General features: G+C 46.2%; 15 protein-coding genes and 1 pseudogene. 10 read left to right on the top strand and 6 right to left on the bottom strand.

Annotated features, from left to right (window positions below):
* Nucleotides 1-53: 53 nt before the first annotated feature.
* The 4 genes from deoR (at nucleotide 54) to NYE22_RS22220 (ending at nucleotide 4,365) form a co-directional block, all read left to right on the top strand.
* Complete coding sequence (deoR, locus tag NYE22_RS22235) at nucleotides 54-995, top strand: DNA-binding transcriptional repressor DeoR (RefSeq protein ID WP_003227124.1); 942 nt, start codon at nucleotides 54-56, stop codon at nucleotides 993-995.
* A gap of 105 nt (nucleotides 996-1,100) precedes the next feature.
* Nucleotides 1,101-1,772, top strand: a complete 672-nt coding sequence (deoC, locus tag NYE22_RS22230; protein ID WP_014481389.1) for a deoxyribose-phosphate aldolase — start codon at nucleotides 1,101-1,103, stop codon at nucleotides 1,770-1,772.
* A gap of 80 nt (nucleotides 1,773-1,852) precedes the next feature.
* Complete coding sequence (gene nupC, locus NYE22_RS22225; protein ID WP_003244143.1) at nucleotides 1,853-3,034, top strand: nucleoside permease NupC; 1,182 nt, start codon at nucleotides 1,853-1,855, stop codon at nucleotides 3,032-3,034.
* A 29-nt stretch (nucleotides 3,035-3,063) separates the two neighbouring features.
* Nucleotides 3,064-4,365 (top strand): pyrimidine-nucleoside phosphorylase, encoded by a 1,302-nt coding sequence (locus tag NYE22_RS22220; RefSeq protein WP_342412191.1) that lies wholly within the window; start codon nucleotides 3,064-3,066, stop codon nucleotides 4,363-4,365.
* Between the two features lie 43 nt (nucleotides 4,366-4,408).
* Here the strand turns inward: NYE22_RS22220 and NYE22_RS22215 are convergent, their stop codons facing one another.
* The 6 genes from NYE22_RS22215 to hutP form a co-directional block, all read right to left on the bottom strand.
* Complete coding sequence (locus tag NYE22_RS22215; protein WP_032725050.1) at nucleotides 4,409-5,836, bottom strand: amino acid permease; 1,428 nt, start codon at nucleotides 5,834-5,836, stop codon at nucleotides 4,409-4,411.
* 75 nt (nucleotides 5,837-5,911) lie between these two features.
* Nucleotides 5,912-6,871 carry a formimidoylglutamase gene (gene hutG, locus NYE22_RS22210; RefSeq protein ID WP_342412190.1) on the bottom strand — a complete coding sequence of 320 codons (960 nt, stop codon included), beginning with the start codon at nucleotides 6,869-6,871 and terminating at the stop codon, nucleotides 5,912-5,914.
* Nucleotides 6,864-8,129 (bottom strand): imidazolonepropionase, encoded by a 1,266-nt coding sequence (gene hutI / locus NYE22_RS22205; RefSeq protein ID WP_213419453.1) that lies wholly within the window; start codon nucleotides 8,127-8,129, stop codon nucleotides 6,864-6,866. The genes hutG and hutI overlap by 8 nt, the downstream gene beginning before the upstream one ends.
* A 12-nt stretch (nucleotides 8,130-8,141) precedes the next feature.
* Nucleotides 8,142-9,800 (bottom strand): urocanate hydratase, encoded by a 1,659-nt coding sequence (gene hutU / locus NYE22_RS22200; protein WP_342412189.1) that lies wholly within the window; start codon nucleotides 9,798-9,800, stop codon nucleotides 8,142-8,144.
* The gene (gene hutH / locus NYE22_RS22195) at nucleotides 9,797-11,323 is read right to left on the bottom strand and encodes a histidine ammonia-lyase (protein WP_015714995.1); all 1,527 of its coding nucleotides are present in this window, start codon (nucleotides 11,321-11,323) and stop codon (nucleotides 9,797-9,799) included. The genes hutU and hutH overlap by 4 nt, the downstream gene beginning before the upstream one ends.
* Nucleotides 11,324-11,435: 112 nt before the next feature.
* A complete protein-coding gene (hutP, locus tag NYE22_RS22190; protein ID WP_003243875.1) occupies nucleotides 11,436-11,882 on the bottom strand; it encodes a hut operon transcriptional regulator HutP in 447 nt (148 codons plus the stop codon).
* A gap of 317 nt (nucleotides 11,883-12,199) precedes the next feature.
* On the opposite strand from hutP, the pseudogene NYE22_RS22185 reads away from it, so the two are divergent.
* From NYE22_RS22185 to NYE22_RS22160, 6 genes and pseudogenes are all read left to right on the top strand, one after another.
* Nucleotides 12,200-12,362 (top strand): annotated as a pseudogene (locus NYE22_RS22185) (hypothetical protein).
* 135 nt (nucleotides 12,363-12,497) lie between these two features.
* Entirely contained in the window at nucleotides 12,498-13,907 is a 1,410-nt protein-coding gene (gene abnB, locus NYE22_RS22180) for an arabinan endo-1,5-alpha-L-arabinosidase AbnB (protein ID WP_342412188.1), read from the top strand.
* Nucleotides 13,908-14,212: 305 nt separating this feature from the next.
* Entirely contained in the window at nucleotides 14,213-14,578 is a 366-nt protein-coding gene (locus NYE22_RS22175; protein WP_003218945.1) for a DUF5082 family protein, read from the top strand.
* Nucleotides 14,579-14,589: 11 nt separating this feature from the next.
* On the top strand, nucleotides 14,590-14,859 hold the full coding sequence (locus NYE22_RS22170) for a YwqI/YxiC family protein (protein WP_021481005.1): 270 nt from the start codon (nucleotides 14,590-14,592) through the stop codon (nucleotides 14,857-14,859).
* A gap of 19 nt (nucleotides 14,860-14,878) precedes the next feature.
* Nucleotides 14,879-16,483 (top strand): T7SS effector LXG polymorphic toxin, encoded by a 1,605-nt coding sequence (locus NYE22_RS22165; protein WP_342412187.1) that lies wholly within the window; start codon nucleotides 14,879-14,881, stop codon nucleotides 16,481-16,483.
* Nucleotides 16,484-16,504: 21 nt separating this feature from the next.
* Complete coding sequence (locus NYE22_RS22160) at nucleotides 16,505-16,837, top strand: hypothetical protein (protein ID WP_163135996.1); 333 nt, start codon at nucleotides 16,505-16,507, stop codon at nucleotides 16,835-16,837.
* The last annotated feature ends 123 nt before the right edge of the window (nucleotides 16,838-16,960 follow it).

Genomic DNA, 16,960 nt, shown 5'->3' with positions numbered 1-16,960 from the left:
TAAAAGCAAATCAAAAGCAGTTTTATCAGGACTGATCCACAGGGAGGTGCAGAATGGATCGGGAAAAACAACAATTAAGCATAGAAGCGGCAAGGCTTTACTATCAGTCTGACTACAGTCAGCAGCAAATTGCTGAGCAGCTCAACATTTCAAGGCCAACCGTTTCCCGGCTGCTGCAATATGCAAAGGAAAAAGGGTATGTCCAGATTCGCGTCATGGACCCTTTTGAGGATTTGGATGCGCTCGGTTCCATACTTGAAGAGAAATACGGGCTCCTTGAGGCGCATGTTGTGTTTTCCCCGACACCCGATTATGCAGGAATTACACATGACCTAAGCCGCTATGGTGCAGAATATATGCATGAAACGGTAAAAGACGGCGACATTGTCGGCGTCAGCTGGGGAACCACCATGTATCAAATCGCGCAAAACATGCAGCCGAAGCAGGTAAAAGGCGTCGAGGTCGTCCAGCTAAAAGGCGGCATCAGCCATTCCCGGGTAAACACGTATTCGGCTGAAACGATTCAGCTGTTTGCAGAGGCTTTTCAAACGATGCCGCGCTATCTCCCGCTTCCCGTCGTGTTTGATAATGCGGATGTGAAGCGAATGGTGGAGAAAGACCGTCATATTGAGCGGATCATCGAGATGGGAAAGCAGGCGAATATCGCTCTCTTCACGGTGGGGACTGTCCGTGATGAAGCGCTGTTGTTCCGACTCGGATATTTTAACGAAGAAGAGAAAGCCCTGCTGAAAAAACAGGCCGTGGGGGATATTTGTTCACGCTTTTTTGATGCGAAAGGGAATATTTGCAGCAGCGCCATCAATGACCGGACCATCGGTGTTGAGCTTCAAGACCTTAGACTGAAGGAACGCTCCATTTTAGTTGCCGGCGGAAGCAGAAAAGTATCTTCCATTCACGGAGCATTAACCGGAAAATATGCCAACGTTTTAATCATTGACCAGCATACCGCGAGGGCGCTTGTTAATGATTTGTGACACGTTCAAACCTTTCATTGAACAAAATTTCAATTACCAATTTACATATGTTCAAAAGTCGGTTATGCTAAAAAATATCTTAACAAAAAAGGAAGTGTGCGAAGGATGTCATTAGCCAACATAATTGATCATACAGCTTTGAAACCGCATACACAAAAAGCGGACATTCTAAAACTAATTGAAGAAGCGAAAACATACAAATTTGCTTCAGTATGTGTCAATCCGACATGGGTGGAGCTTGCTGCAAAAGAGCTTAAGGGAACTGGAGTCGACGTTTGTACGGTCATCGGCTTCCCGCTCGGTGCCAATACAACTGAAACAAAAGCGTTCGAGACAAAAGACGCCATTTCAAAAGGCGCCACTGAAGTGGATATGGTCATTAATATTGCCGCTTTAAAAGACAAGGAAGACGATGTGGTGGAAGCTGATATCCGCGGTGTAGTGGAAGCTGCAGCCGGAAAAGCGCTTGTCAAAGTCATTATCGAAACGTGCCTTCTGACTGATGAAGAAAAAGAACGTGCATGCCGTTTAGCGGTGTCTGCGGGAGCGGATTTCGTAAAAACATCAACAGGCTTTTCTACAGGCGGCGCAACGAAGGAAGATATCGCCTTAATGCGCAAAACAGTAGGACCTGATATCGGCGTGAAAGCATCTGGCGGAATCAGAACGAAAGAAGATGTAGACACAATGGTAGAGGCCGGAGCAAGCCGAATTGGCGCCAGCGCAGGCGTTTCTATCGTAAAAGGAGAAAATGCATCAGGCGGAGACAACTATTAAGAGCTGACGGAAGGCAGACTGCTTTCCGTTTTCTGAGGAAACAGTAATTGTAAGCGAATACAAATAAAGGAGAAACACATATGAAGTATTTGATTGGGATTATCGGTTTAATCGTGTTTTTAGGCCTCGCGTGGATCGCGAGCAGCGGCAAAAAAAGAATTAAGATCCGCCCAATTGTTGTTATGCTCATTTTGCAATTTATTCTTGGCTACATTCTCCTCAATACCGGAATAGGGAATTTCCTCGTGGGAGGATTTGCAAAAGGATTCGGTTATCTGCTTGAATACGCGGCTGAGGGAATTAACTTTGTGTTTGGCGGCTTGGTGAATGCGGACCAAACGACATTCTTTATGAATGTTCTCTTGCCAATCGTGTTTATTTCCGCTCTGATCGGGATTCTGCAAAAGTGGAAAGTCCTCCCGTTTATCATTAGATATATCGGCCTTGCCCTCAGCAAGGTAAACGGTATGGGAAGATTGGAATCGTATAACGCAGTGGCTTCTGCGATTTTAGGGCAGTCAGAAGTATTTATCTCCTTGAAGAAAGAACTCGGTCTTTTAAATCAGCAGCGCTTGTACACGCTTTGCGCATCTGCGATGTCAACTGTGTCAATGTCGATTGTCGGCGCGTATATGACCATGCTGAAACCGGAATATGTTGTAACAGCGCTGGTTTTGAACTTATTTGGCGGTTTCATAATTGCTTCTATTATTAATCCGTACGAGGTTGCAAAAGAAGAGGATATGCTTCGTGTTGAGGAAGAGGAAAAACAATCCTTCTTCGAAGTGCTCGGAGAATACATCCTTGACGGTTTCAAAGTAGCGGTTGTCGTCGCTGCGATGCTGATTGGATTTGTCGCGATTATTGCCTTGATCAATGGCATTTTTAATGCAGTATTCGGTATTTCGTTCCAAGGCATTCTTGGATATGTGTTTGCTCCATTCGCTTTTCTTGTGGGTATCCCATGGAATGAAGCTGTTAATGCGGGAAGCATTATGGCAACAAAAATGGTATCGAATGAATTTGTCGCCATGACGTCGCTTACGCAAAACGGTTTCCATTTCAGCGGCCGTACAACAGCGATCGTATCGGTATTCCTTGTGTCCTTTGCGAACTTCTCCTCAATCGGAATCATTGCCGGTGCCGTAAAAGGACTGAATGAAAAGCAAGGAAATGTCGTCGCTCGTTTCGGCTTGAAATTATTATACGGTGCTACGCTTGTCAGCTTTTTATCAGCAGCAATTGTGGGCTTGATTTACTGAACTTAATCGAAAAGGATCGGTGACCAAACATGAGAATGGTAGATATCATCATCAAAAAACAAAACGGAAAAGAACTCACCACTGAAGAAATTCAATTTTTCGTGAACGGCTACACAGACGGAAGCATTCCTGATTATCAGGCAAGCGCGCTTGCTATGGCGATTTTCTTCCAGGATATGAGTGACCGTGAACGCGCGGACTTGACGATGGCTATGGTGAACTCCGGTGAAACGATTGATCTTTCTGCCATTGAAGGAATTAAAGTGGATAAACACTCCACCGGCGGCGTCGGCGACACGACAACACTCGTTCTCGCTCCGCTTGTTGCGGCTCTTGACGTACCGGTTGCCAAAATGTCCGGCCGCGGCCTCGGCCATACGGGCGGCACGATTGATAAGTTAGAGGCAATCGACGGCTTCCACGTGGAACTGACGAAGGATGAATTTATTAAACTTGTGAACCGCGACAAGGTTGCGGTCATCGGCCAAAGCGGCAATTTAACGCCGGCTGATAAAAAACTGTACGCGCTTCGTGATGTAACGGGAACGGTCAATTCCATTCCGCTCATTGCAAGCTCGATTATGAGCAAAAAAATCGCTGCCGGGGCGGACGCCATCGTGCTTGACGTAAAAACGGGAGCGGGCGCCTTCATGAAAACAGAAGAAGACGCTGCTGAACTTGCCAAAGCGATGGTACGGATCGGAAATAACGTCGGCCGTCAAACAATGGCTGTCATTTCAGACATGTCCCAGCCGCTCGGCTTTGCGATCGGAAATGCGCTTGAAGTCAAAGAAGCGATCGACACACTCAAAGGCGAGGGACCTGAGGATCTTCATGAGCTTGTCTTAACGCTCGGCAGCCAGATGGTTGTGCTTGCGAAAAAAGCCGATACATTGGACGAAGCAAGAGCGAAGCTGGAAGAAGTCATGAAAAACGGCAAAGCGCTTGAGAAATTCAAGGATTTCCTGAAAAACCAAGGCGGCGACAGCTCAATTGTTGACGATCCGTCTAAGCTTCCGCAAGCCGCATATCAAATTGATGTGCCTGCCAAAGAAGCGGGTGTCGTCTCTGAAATCGTCGCGGACGAAATCGGCGTCGCGGCGATGCTGTTAGGTGCCGGCCGCGCCACAAAAGAAGACGAAATCGATTTAGCCGTCGGCATCATGCTCCGCAAAAAGGTCGGCGACAAAGTAGAAAAAGGGGAACCGCTCGTAACGCTTTACGCCAACCGAGAAAACGTCGATGAAGTCATCGCAAAAGTCTATGACAACATCCGCATCGCAGCGGAAGCGAAGGTGCCGAAGCTGATTCATACGTTAATTACAGAATAAAAAATAAAGCACATCCCATGCTGAGCGGGGTGTGCTTTTTTAATTATAGGATGTGATCGGCTGGATATTCCTCTTGGCTGATTTTTTTCGCTTTTGTAACATTTCTTTTGAAATGGTAGATGAGATAGCAAAGGATGATACAAGGAACTCCGCAGAAAAGTGCGATTCTTTGATTGGGATCAAAAGCAAGACCGATACAAGAAGCAGAACATAATAAGAGAGCGGCTATAGGCATAAGAGGATAAAGCGGCGTGCGAAATGTCAGATCTTTTACATTCCCCCCTTTTTTCAGAAATCTCTTTCGAAACAAGAGTTGGGACAAGGCAATGCTCATCCAGACCACGACTCCTGCAAATCCAGCAATTGCGACCATCACCACATAGACAGTTCCAGGGGCCACGATACTGGAAACGAGAGATAAACAAGATACAGCCATACTGATCATTAAGGCATTTAAAGGAATGCCTTTAGATGTGACTTTCTTAAAACGGGAGCTGATCATGTTTTCATTTGCTAACGACCACATCATACGGGTCGAAGCATATAAGCCTGAGTTGGCGACAGACAGCAAGGCTGTTAATATCACGAAATTCATAATATCAGCAGCGTAAGGGATTCCGATCTCCGCAAATACGGCTACAAACGGGCTTTCAATCACGCCTGCGTCCTTCCACGAAATCAACCCGGATAATATGAAGACAGCGCCAATGAAAAAAATCACGGTTCTCCATGCGACATTACGGATGGATCGCGGAATATCCTTTTGAGGATTTGCTGATTCTCCTGCTGTAACGCCGATTAACTCTGTACCAGAAAAGGCAAAACTCACAGATATCATTGCGATAAAAACGGCGAGAAAGCCATTCGGAAACAATCCGCCATGGTCCGTGAAGTTTGACAACATAGGAGCATCCGCCGTTCCGTTTAAAGAGATCAGGCCAAACATGGCGGCTCCTCCTAAAATGATAAATAAAATAATGGTGACAATCTTTACGCTGGAAAACCAAAATTCAGTTTCCGCAAATAACTTAACTGAAAATGCGTTGCATATAAAAAGAAGGGCTGCAAAAATCGCACTCCACATCCATACACTGCTGTCAGGGAACCAGCGCTGCATGAGAATACCGGATGCGGTAAACTCAGAGCCTACCGTCACCACCCAATTGATCCAGTACATGATGCCGACCATAAAACCGGTAGATGGACCGATAAATGTTGTAGCATATTTTTGAAAAGAGCCGGTTACCGGCATTGCAACCGACAATTCGCCGAGACATTGCATGACGAGGTACATCATCAACCCGCCGATTACATAAGCGAGTATCGTACCGCCGGGTCCGGCTTGATGTAGCGTATAGCCCGTACTGAGGAAAAGTCCTGTGCCTATGACGCCTCCCAATGAGATCATAAATAGGTGCCTGCTTTTCATTGTGCGTTTTAGCTGTTGGCTGCTGTTCTCCTGAAGATTCACTGTCTCGCCCTCCTTTTAGCTGCCATTCCTAAGGCAGATGAGTTTCTTATACCCAAAATACAACCTGCCAGAAGATCACTTGAATGTGGAGAGTTTCATTCCTTTTAATGCGTGTAACAGAACATGAGCTGCAGCTCTGCTTGTCATATCTCGAAAATCGAGGGTAGGGTCGACTTCAACAATTTCAATCCCGGCAACATTGGGCTGTTGTGCGATGTACTTAACTGCTTCAAGCAATTCGTCTGTATAGAGGCCGCCCGGGCCAATCGCTGGACAGCCGGGTGCATGGGACTGGTCTAAGACATCCATGTCAACAGAAATAAAAATGAAATCTGTTCTATTTTGAACGGCTGGCAAAACCTCTTTTATCGTGGAGATGAGCCCTTTTTCCCGGATCATGTCCATCGTGTGAATGTTCACGTTATGTTTTTTTGCATATGCTTCATAGGCCTGGCTGTTGCTGAATTCTCTGATACCCAGCTGGATCAAATGTTGACCTTCAATGATCTCTTCATCCAAAAGGCGGCGGAAGGGGGTGCCGTTTGTCGGCCCCCCGTCCTCCGTATTGCGAACATCGTGATGGGCATCAAATTGAATCACCGCTGTCGTTCCTTTTGTTTGTGCTATCGCTTTTATGGTGGAGTAGCTGATAGAGTTATCTCCCCCGAGAATGAGCGGCACCCAATCCGGATGGTCCGAAAGCAAAGCGTGCATGGTTTGGAAAATGTGATGATGTGACTTTGCGATATCAGTGACATGAATATCGATATCCCCCAGATCATATAGAAGCTCTGATACGACGTGCTCTCCAAGCTCAGCAGAATAGGCTGATGAATGTTTCAGAGCCTGGCGTATTGTTCCGGGTGCAAAGGAAGCGCCTGAATGACTGATGGAGGATTTTGATAGGGGGACACCTATCAACGCCGGTCCCTTAATGTCCTGACCGTCCCATGTTGCGATCAGGTCGCTCATTTTTGTGACATCCCGGTCTTTAAACGAAGATCCGGCCTCTTTGAGAAAAGGGTACTTATCCAAGAATGGCTCCCTCCCTGTTGACAACAATTGTTCCGTTTTTCATGACTTGATGTACATGATTGACCCCGTAGTGATACGGAATATACATATAGTTCGAGGCTTGCCAAATGACTAGATCAGCTGAGCGGCCGACTTTGAGCTGACCGGCTTCTTCTCCTTTCCCTATGGCATATGCGGCATTGACTGTGACCGCATGCCAAATTTCTTCTGCAGTCATTTTCAGATGAAGCGCGGCAATCGACATGATCAGCTGGATATTTTCAGTCGGCGAGCTGCCAGGATTAAAATCCGTTGCCAAGCTGACACATACACCTTCATCAATCATAGCTCTAGCCCTGGCGTATGTGCTTTTGCCAAGATAAAATGTCGTGCCCGGCAAGAGGACGGCGATCGTTCCTGCCTCAGCCAATTTCTTTATGCCTTCGTCCGATGCACCTACCAAATGGTCGGCTGAGAAGGCCTTTAGCTCACCTGCTAATTCAGCGCCTCCAAGCGGATCGATTTCATCTGCGTGTATTTTTAATCCGAAGCCTGCCTCAGCTGCTTTTTGTAAATAACGGCGGGATTGGCTGACTGTAAAAACGCCTGTTTCTGTAAAAATATCAGCAAAGCTGGCGAGCTCCTGCTCTTTGATTTCCGGCAAAAGGGAAAGCATTTGATCCAGAAATTCATCTGGATCGTTTTGATATTCGGGAGGAATCGCATGGGCTCCCATAAATGTGGAAACAAGGTCAACAGGCTGGCTTTCATGCAGTTTCTTTGCGACACGCAACTGTTTGAGCTCTGTCTCTTTTTCCAAGCCGTAGCCACTTTTCACTTCTGCTGTGGTTGTGCCGTAGGACAGCATTCTTTGCAGATGAAAATGGGCTTTTTGCAGCAGCTCTTCTTCTGAAGCCGCCCTGGTATCCTTGACTGTAGACAGAATCCCGCCGCCCTGCGCCAGAATATCCAAATATGAAATGCCCTGAAGCTTAAGGTTCATCTCCTTTTCACGAGATCCGCCAAATACAAGATGGGTGTGCGGATCAACGAGGCCAGGCGTTACAAGGCGTCCCGAACAGTCAATGATTTCATCTGCCTCGTAACCGGCTTCAGCCCCTTTTTGTCCGGCGAACACAATTTTCTGTTCATGGATGCCGACAACAGCGTCTTCGATCACATGAAGATCCTGCATGCTTTTGCCTGCCCGCGGGCCGCTGCTTTCCATCGTCAAAAGCTGACCGATGTTGATGAGAATCGTATCAATTTGCTTTGGCATGTCATCACTCCTTTATTTTTGCATCGGCACGATAATGTCCTGTTCCTTCGCTACTTCAACGGCACGTTCATAACCCGCATCCGCATGACGGATAATGCCCATTCCTGGGTCGCTCGTTAAGACCCGCGCGAGCCGCTCGTCAGCCAGCTCACTTCCATCGGCCACTGCGACCATGCCGGCATGAAGGGAATAGCCCATTCCGACGCCGCCGCCATGGTGGAAGGAAACCCAGCTTGCACCCGCCGCCGTGTTGACAAGCGCATTTAGCACAGCCCAATCACCGACAGCGTCACTTCCATCCTTCATCGCTTCTGTTTCCCGGTTTGGAGAGGCGACAGACCCGCAGTCCAAATGATCTCTCCCAATAACGACAGGCGCTTTTAGCTCCCCGGTTCTAACCAGCTCGTTAATGGCGAGGCCCATCTTTTTTCGTTCTCCATATCCAAGCCAGCAGATACGGGACGGCAAGCCTTGGAAGGTGACTTTTTCCTGTGCCATATCAATCCAGCGGTGAAGGGCTTTATTTGTCGGGAACAGCTCTTTTAATAACGCATCCGTACGGTAAATATCTGCCGGATCTCCGGAAAGCGCCGCCCAACGGAACGGCCCTTTTCCTTCACAGAATAAGGGGCGGATGTAGGCAGGGACAAACCCCGGAAAATCGAAGGCATTCTCCAGCCCTTCATCCTTTGCGACTTGCCGGATATTGTTGCCGTAGTCAAATACAATAGAGCCCTTTTGCTGAAAGGCCAGCATGGCTTCGACATGTTTTTTCATGCTTTGCTTCGCAAGGCGCACGTAAAGCTCTGGAGTGTCTTGACGCAAACGGTCAGCTTCATCAAGGGAATAGCCCTCGGGAACATAACCGATTAAAGGGTCATGGGCAGATGTCTGATCTGTCACAATATCAATTTTGACGCCTCGGTTCAAAAGTGTGTGATGCACCTCAGCTGCGTTTCCGAGAAGTGCAATGGACAAAGGTTTTCCTGCCCGCTTTGCCTCTTCAGCCCAAGCTAAGGCTTCCTCAATCGATGCTGTTTTTCGATCGCAGTATTTTGTTTCGATCCGCTTGTCGATGCGTTTCTCGTCAACCTCGACGGCAATCACGACGCCTTCATTCATCGTGACTGACAGCGGCTGGGCGCCTCCCATTCCGCCGAGACCCGCTGTCAGCGTCAACGTTCCTTTTAAGCTGCCCCCGAAGTGCTGTTGCGCCAGCTCAGCGAAGGTTTCATAGGTTCCTTGCAATATGCCTTGTGAGCCAATGTAAATCCAGCTGCCAGCCGTCATCTGTCCGTACATCATCAACCCTTTTTTCTCAAGTTCGTGGAAATGCTCCCAGTCTGCCCACTTCGGAACAAGAACAGAATTTGCTAAGAGCACGCGCGGGGCCTGCGGGTGTGTACGGAACATGCCAACGGGCTTTCCGGATTGCACGAGCAATGTTTCATCATTTTTTAGTGTTTTCAAGGAATGCTCAATGGCGTGAAAAGCGTCCCAATCTCGTGCGGCTTTGCCAATCCCGCCATATACGATGAGGTCCTCCGGCTTCTCGGCGACTTCTGGATCAAGGTTGTTTCGAAGCATCCGAAGCACTGCCTCTTGCTCCCATCCTAAGCATTCAAGCTCTGTTCCTCTGTTGGCACGGATTGATTTTTTTACATCAGTCATATGTTCATCCCCCTTAGTTCTTTATTCTGATGATCAGGTATTAAAGATTCCTTCTTCAGCCAGTCAGTCAAGCGTTCAATGTCATAGGAAAAAACACGGTCCTGCTGAATGGACGGCACGACTTTTCTCATTTCTTGAAAAAGCTGTTTCGTATAGGACGCAGCATGTTCTATGCCTCTGTATTCAACAGCCTGCAATGCGCAAATGGCTTCGATCGCAATGACTCTCCTTGTATTTGCGATCACCTGATAAGCATGCCGAGCGGCGATGGTTCCCATGCTGACATGGTCCTCTTGGTTGGCGGATGACGGAATGGAATCCACACTTGCCGGATGGGCCAGTGTTTTATTTTCAGAAACGAGTGAGGCCGCGGCGTACTGCATGATCATTGCACCGGATTGCAGACCGGGATGAGGGCTCAGGAACGGCGGCAGGTCATTCAGCTGCGGATTCACAAGTCGTTCGATCCGGCGCTCTGCGACATTCGCAAGCTCTGATATTGCGATTTTCAGAAAATCCATGGCAAAGGCGATCGGCTGTCCGTGAAAGTTTCCGCCGGAAATCACTTTGTCACCGTCATTGAAAATGAGAGGATTGTCTGTAGCTGCGTTCATTTCAATCTCTAATTTCTCTTTGACATAGCCTAGTGTCTGCCAAGTCGCACCGTGTACTTGCGGAATACAGCGCAATGAATAGGCATCCTGGACCCGCAGTTCTCCCTGGGAAGTTGTCAGGCCGCTGTCAGATAGATAAAAGCGAATTCGTTCTGCGACATCGATCTGCTCCTGATAGCCGCGGGCTGAGTGAATATCCTCGTCAAATGCATCGATAATTCCCCGCAACCCCTCAATCGTTAAGCTGGCAATGCGTTCTGTTTGATAGGCTAGTTTCTCAGCTTCAATGTAGGCGACCACCCCCATTGCAGTCATGGCCTGAGTCCCGTTAATCAAGGCAAGCCCTTCCTTGGATGTCAGCGTTACCGGTTGAATACCTGCTTTTTTCAAGCCTGTCATTGCCGGCATTCTTTCCCCCTCAAAAAAGACCTCTCCTTGTCCGATCAGCGCAAGCGCCAGGTGGGAAAGCGGCGCCAGATCTCCGCTTGCGCCAAGTGATCCCTGCTGGGGGATGACAGGATGGACGCGTTTATTTAAAAAAGCAAGCAACTGTTCGATCAGCTCAGCGCGTACACCGGAAAAGCCTTTTAACAGCGCATTGGCACGCAAAAGCAGCATTGCCCTAGAAACGCACTCAGGAAAAGGGTCGCCGACTCCGCAGGCATGAGAAAGGATTAAATTCAGCTGCAGCGCCGCCGAGTCTTCTTTCTGAATCAGGACATCGCTGAATTTGCCAAATCCGGTGTTGATGCCGTAGATTGTCTTTTCGTCGCGTACAATCCGTTCCACTGCCGCTCTGCTTTTTTTCACGCGCTCCATACTTTCCTCGGAAGCCGCTGCCTCCTCAAAATCAAACAGCACACGAGCGACGTCGGCTGTTGTCAATGAAGAACCGTCTAAAGTCACCATAAGCCCAACTCCTTTTTCTTTACTTTGGTAAAGCGCCCATACAAAAAGGAGCTATGCTGTGAACATCTGTTTTCACGCATAGCCCCCTATCGTCTAAGATCTATGGGCTGTTTCATATGTGATTAATTCCAACACCGAATGTCTCGTGCTCAAGACCTTTAATCGGCGCCCCGATTGTTCCGTAAAGCGAGACAGCAATCCAATCGCCTTCCGCTTCACTTTCATAAGGATTTCCCCTCAAAACGGCAAACCTCAAGCCCACCGTCCGAAGCAGCGATCCCAGCAGCATTTCACCTCTGGTCACGCCATGCAAAGCCTCCATCGTCGCATGATAAAGCGCATGTGACTCCCGATAACCCTCAGATTGAATGACACCGCTCTTTTTGGAAGCGGTTTCAATTGCGGCTACTACTTTATGCGCGTCCATTGATCCTACCTTGCCAAGACAGACCTTCCATCCGTCTCGCTCCAGCTCCTCAACCTGCGTACTCTCTTCAGCCTCATTCAGCAGCAGGAGAACAGACAGCCGTCCGATCCGACGCTCTTTATGCAGTGTCATATGAATCACTCAATTCCTAAAAATTCTGATAACTATTAACTGAGTATTATATTAATTGGTTCAGCAGCAGAAGTCAAAAGGTTTTTTACAGTCTTTAACAAGTTAGATTGCTATTGTAATAGCGTGACGCAGAAAGCAGAACAGGTTTTTTCAGCGATTGCACACGATATCCAGACAAGGAGGCAAGCGCCGCTGTCTAACTCTCAATATGCGTTTACAAAGTCGCATTTTTCGTAAGGCGTTTTATAAAGAGCCAGCCGAATGACTCCGGTGTTGACGGGCAATCAGGCATCATCTTAAAAACCGCCGACAACGAAATGGCTGTATCACAGTCGATGCAAAACCTGACAAAGCAGTTATTACATGTACGCGAATGAAAAACAGAGTGATGAAAGAAGGAGAAACAGCAAAAGAGTTGAACTATGAAGGAGAGGATATGCAAGCAGCAGTTCTGCGCAAAACAGCCAGACATCAGTCTGACTATGGAAGAGAACAGTGAGAAATCACCTATCTGTTTGAATATGAAAACATTCGGCTGTTTTAATAGGCCGGGGTATCTTCATAGGGAAATGTAAGCGTTTAAAATTTAATAAAAAAGAGAGGCGAATTGTTTAGATGTTCAACCGATTGTTCCGTGTATGTTTTCTTGCAGCTCTTATCATGACCTTCACCCTACCAAACTCCGTCTATGCACAAAAACCTGTATTTAAAGAAGTCAGCGTCCATGACCCTTCCATCATTGAAACAAACGGCACCTTTTATGTTTTTGGATCTCATCTCGCTTCAGCAAAAACAAATGACCTTATGCAATGGCAGCAGCTGACCAACAGCGTAAGCAATGACAACCCACTTATTCCGAATGTCTATGAAGAATTAAAAGAAACCTTCGAATGGGCCCAATCGGATACTCTTTGGGCGGCTGACGTCACGCAGCTGGCGGACGGCAAATACTACATGTACTACAACGCCTGCCGCGGCGACTCACCAAGATCCGCCATGGGTGTTGCCGTCGCTGACAACATCGAAGGGCCATACAAAAACAAAGGCATCTTTTTGAAATCAGGAATGGAAGGCACAAGCAACGATGGAACACCGTATGACGCAACAAAACATCCGAATGTCGTCGACCCGCATACCTTCTTTGATAAAGACGGCAAGCTGTGGATGGTGTATGGATCATACTCAGGCGGCATTTTCATACTTGAAATGAATCCGAAAACGGGCTTCCCGCTTCCTGGACAGGGATACGGGAAAAAACTGCTTGGCGGCAACCATAGCAGAATCGAAGGCCCGTATGTTCTCTACAATCCAGACACCCAATACTACTACTTATACCTATCATATGGCGGTCTTGATGCAACAGGCGGCTATAACATCCGTGTGGCCCGCTCCAAGAAACCAGACGGCCCTTATTATGATGCAGAAGGCAATCCAATGCTTGATGTCCGCGGCAAAGAAGGCACATTCTTCGACGACCGTTCCATCGAACCATACGGCGTCAAACTCATGGGCAGCTACACTTTTGAAACAGAAAATGAAAAAGGCACCGGGTACGTTTCACCAGGCCACAACTCCGCATACTATGACGAAAAAACCGGGCGTTCCTATTTAATCTTCCACACCCGCTTCCCGGGCAGGGGTGAAGAACACGAAGTCAGAGTCCACCAATTGTTCATGAACAAAGACGGCTGGCCGGTAGCAGCGCCATATCGTTACGCAGGTGAAACACTGAAAGAAGTAAAACAAAAAGACATCACAGGAACATACAAACTCATCCAGCACGGAAAAGACATCTCAGCCGACATCAAAAAAACCATCAACATCAAGCTCAACAAAAACTACACCATTTCCGGGGAAATGACCGGAACATGGAAGAAAACCGGAAAAAATACAGCCGACATCACGTTAGCGGGCAAGAAGTATAACGGGGTATTTTTACGCCAGTGGGATTCGGTGAGAGAGAAGAACGTGATGACGTTTAGTGTGTTAAATGGCAGCGGTGAGGCTGTATGGGGATCTAAATAAGATGGAGAAGGCGCCTTCTAGAGAAGGCGCTTTTTTATGAGCTTTATTGACTATAAGAAATGGTTGAGCGAGAGAAAAAACAGAAGTGATAGCGGGGTTCAAGACCTAAACGAAAAGTCCCCATCATGATGATTCTCCCTCTTACAAAGTTATGAAATTGAATTTTTAGCTATTTAGAACCGGGATAAAGCTCCTCAAGACAATCCTTTTTACCTATTTATCCAATATGACCCATCATGTAATATGAAAATAGTCTGTATTGTAAAGAATTTACACAGTTTGATAGAAACACGAGGTGTTGCGGCATGCATAGTGAAATGTTGTTACATTCGGTCAAAGCCGACTTACATGAAAAGCAGGAACAGATCCATCAATTAAAACGAGTGCTGCACGAAATCAGGCAAATCAAACACGAATTCTCCGAGGCCCAGCATCTCATTCACCGGCCTCATCTTAACCGGGAGGCATGGAGAGGAACACATGCTCAGCGGTTTGAAGATATTCGTGAAGGAATGAACAAAGCATATCAGCAAATCAAAAGCGATCAAGTCAGCGGAATCATCGAAAGCATAGAAGGAAAAATCCACTCATTAGAGGGCGATGTCTATTCCATAAGACGCCAAATTACGAGGATAGAGCATGAAATAGAGAAGGAAAAACATAAAAAGTGAGGTGAGCACAAATGGCACAGGAAATTAAAATGGTGTATGGCACAGTGAAGAAAGGGCTTTCTCAGCTCAAGAATTCAGCTGAACTCAAGTCCTCCTTACCCGGCCATCTCTCAGGCAGAAACCATTTGAATGTTGTGAAGTCCATCGAGCAATTAAATAAGGACATCAAAGAGCTCACTGAAGCATATGCGTCTGTTCTGGCCAAGCATATCGCACAAACGGAAAGCGCGGTAAACGCCATGAAGGAAACGGACGAAAACATATCATCTTCCATGAAATAAAGCACGGGAGGACAAGGGATTGAAAACATTAGATGTCCACGCTCTTCACGAGGGCATTCAGCATACGATTGAGAAACTGGACAAGCAAAAACAACAGCTGGAGAAGCTGGAAAAAAGCGTTGAGCATCTGGCAGGCATGAAGGATGCGCTGAAAGGAAAAGGCGGAGATGCCATCCGGACCTTTTACGAGGAGTGCCACAAGCCTTTTCTCCTTTTCTTTGGCATGTTTATCGACGAATACAAAAAAGTGCTGAAACAAACACAGCATGCGATTTCCTCTGTAGAATCTGACTCCCATGGCATGATTGCAGAGGCTTTTCTCTCACACGATGCAAGACACGGGGTCAAGCATGCACGAGAAGTGACAGAGCAGCTCACAGACGCAGTGAATCGCCAGACATCAGCCATTGATCACATCGTCAGCCTGCCGACAGTCAATGATTCCTTTTTTCGGATGGAAACAGAACAGGCTGAGCGACTGATTTCGGACACCCTGAATAAGCTCTTTCAATTTGACGGCCAGCAAACCCAAGCACTAGAAACCGCAAAATCAGATTTTCAAACGATGAAAAAATATATAGACCAGCTTGAAACCATGTACACCGGTCCGAAAATTGAAATCACAGGCTACAAAAGCGGCTCCATCTTGAAATCGCAGGAGGAAGAAAACATCAACCAAACCTTCGGCGCCATTAACCCGCAAATGAAGCAGGCGGATGATTCTCCGATGGAGATGATGTTGAAGAAATTAGCCGAGAATGAAAAGTCTAAAGTGGATTCAGTTGTCAAAACGGGTCATTCTAAAAAGGTAAGTAAAAATATCATCGTTATCAATGGTAAAGTGTATAATACGAGTGAACATAGAGAACATATAAAAACTGATTTCTCAAATGCAGAGGTTAAGCAAGTCGTTTATAATGATACACTTTACAATGTATACATATCTGGTAATGACATGAAGCTTGAACCTGTCGTCTCGCTTTCGGACATTAAAGTGGATGAGAATGGATATGTGAAAATTTTAGAGACAGCTGTAGAACTTACCGGCGTGTATGATCTTTTTAAGGCAGCCACGGGCAGAGATCCGGTATCAGGCGAAAAAGTCACTGGGAAAGACCGTGTTGTTGCCTCCATAAACTCAGTACCATTTGCCAAAATAGCTAAGTTAGAAAAGTTAATAGATATTAATAAACTTATTAATGATGGGAAAAAGGCTAAGAAGGCTTCGGAAGTTAAAAACGTTGCTAAGGATACGGGTAATGGTGTACCTTCTTATGGAAAGAAGTCAGTACCTAAAGGACCTTACAGAGAAGTACATGGATTCCCAGTTAAAGTAAAGCCAGGTGCTCAAGAGAAACATATTCCTAATACGCCAAATTACAAACAAGAAATAGCAAATGGTAAAAACAAGAGTGTTTTCTATGGTGATAATAAAACAGCACAGGAATTGCTTGATAAGTTTGCAGGAAAAGGCGATTTCTTAAAAAATGGCAGGGAAAGAGTAGACTTTGGAAAACCAATAGGAAAATATTATGATCGTAATACTGGTGAATATGTTGAGACTACTAAAGGATTAATACATTATGGAAAAGACGGAGCGCATATAGTACCATCTAGGCCATAAAAATAAGAAAAGAGGGATCGTATGGGCTATGATTCTTTAATTGAAACTTTAATAAAATATGAAAATAATGACTTGATACTAGAATGGACAAGTGGGTTAAGGATTATTGGAAAACTAGATACTGTTTTTGAAACAGACAATGGATTGGACGAAGATGATAATAATTATACAGAATATGATGCAGCTGCATTTAAAGTAAATAAAATATTATCCAAACCGATTCAGAATGAAGGCAATGTATATAATTGGTTGAGACAAGAAAAAAGTTCATTGGTTGAAATCTCTCTCTATGATGATCCACCAAGTACAGTTTTATTAACTGATGGTCAAAGAGTGTGGAAAAGCGATAATTAAATTAACAAATTTTAAATTGGGACCTTGAAATTGGTTAAAACCTTTCAAGGTTCTTTTAGGTTGGAAACACAGCACCTATTATGTTTGGGAAATACTCATTATATTGCTTGTGTTAATTCACAC

Source organism: Bacillus sp. FSL K6-1560, from assembly GCF_038592935.1.
Classification (GTDB): Bacteria; Bacillota; Bacilli; order Bacillales; family Bacillaceae; genus Bacillus; species Bacillus subtilis.
This window is presented reverse-complemented; position numbering and strand designations above follow the sequence as displayed.

Coding starts and splice junctions, on each gene's coding strand:
- deoR (WP_003227124.1), top strand. CDS start 54: ATGGATCGGGAAAAACAACAATTAAGCATAGAAGCGGCAAGGCTTTAC.
- deoC (WP_014481389.1), top strand. CDS start 1,101: ATGTCATTAGCCAACATAATTGATCATACAGCTTTGAAACCGCATACA.
- nupC (WP_003244143.1), top strand. CDS start 1,853: ATGAAGTATTTGATTGGGATTATCGGTTTAATCGTGTTTTTAGGCCTC.
- NYE22_RS22220 (WP_342412191.1), top strand. CDS start 3,064: ATGAGAATGGTAGATATCATCATCAAAAAACAAAACGGAAAAGAACTC.
- hutI (WP_213419453.1), bottom strand. CDS start 8,129: ATGCCAAAGCAAATTGATACGATTCTCATCAACATCGGTCAGCTTTTG.
- hutU (WP_342412189.1), bottom strand. CDS start 9,800: ATGACTGATGTAAAAAAATCAATCCGTGCCAACAGAGGAACAGAGCTT.
- hutH (WP_015714995.1), bottom strand. CDS start 11,323: ATGGTGACTTTAGACGGTTCTTCATTGACAACAGCCGACGTCGCTCGT.
- hutP (WP_003243875.1), bottom strand. CDS start 11,882: ATGACACTGCATAAAGAGCGTCGGATCGGACGGCTGTCTGTTCTCCTG.
- abnB (WP_342412188.1), top strand. CDS start 12,498: ATGTTCAACCGATTGTTCCGTGTATGTTTTCTTGCAGCTCTTATCATG.
- NYE22_RS22175 (WP_003218945.1), top strand. CDS start 14,213: ATGCATAGTGAAATGTTGTTACATTCGGTCAAAGCCGACTTACATGAA.
- NYE22_RS22170 (WP_021481005.1), top strand. CDS start 14,590: ATGGCACAGGAAATTAAAATGGTGTATGGCACAGTGAAGAAAGGGCTT.
- NYE22_RS22160 (WP_163135996.1), top strand. CDS start 16,505: ATGGGCTATGATTCTTTAATTGAAACTTTAATAAAATATGAAAATAAT.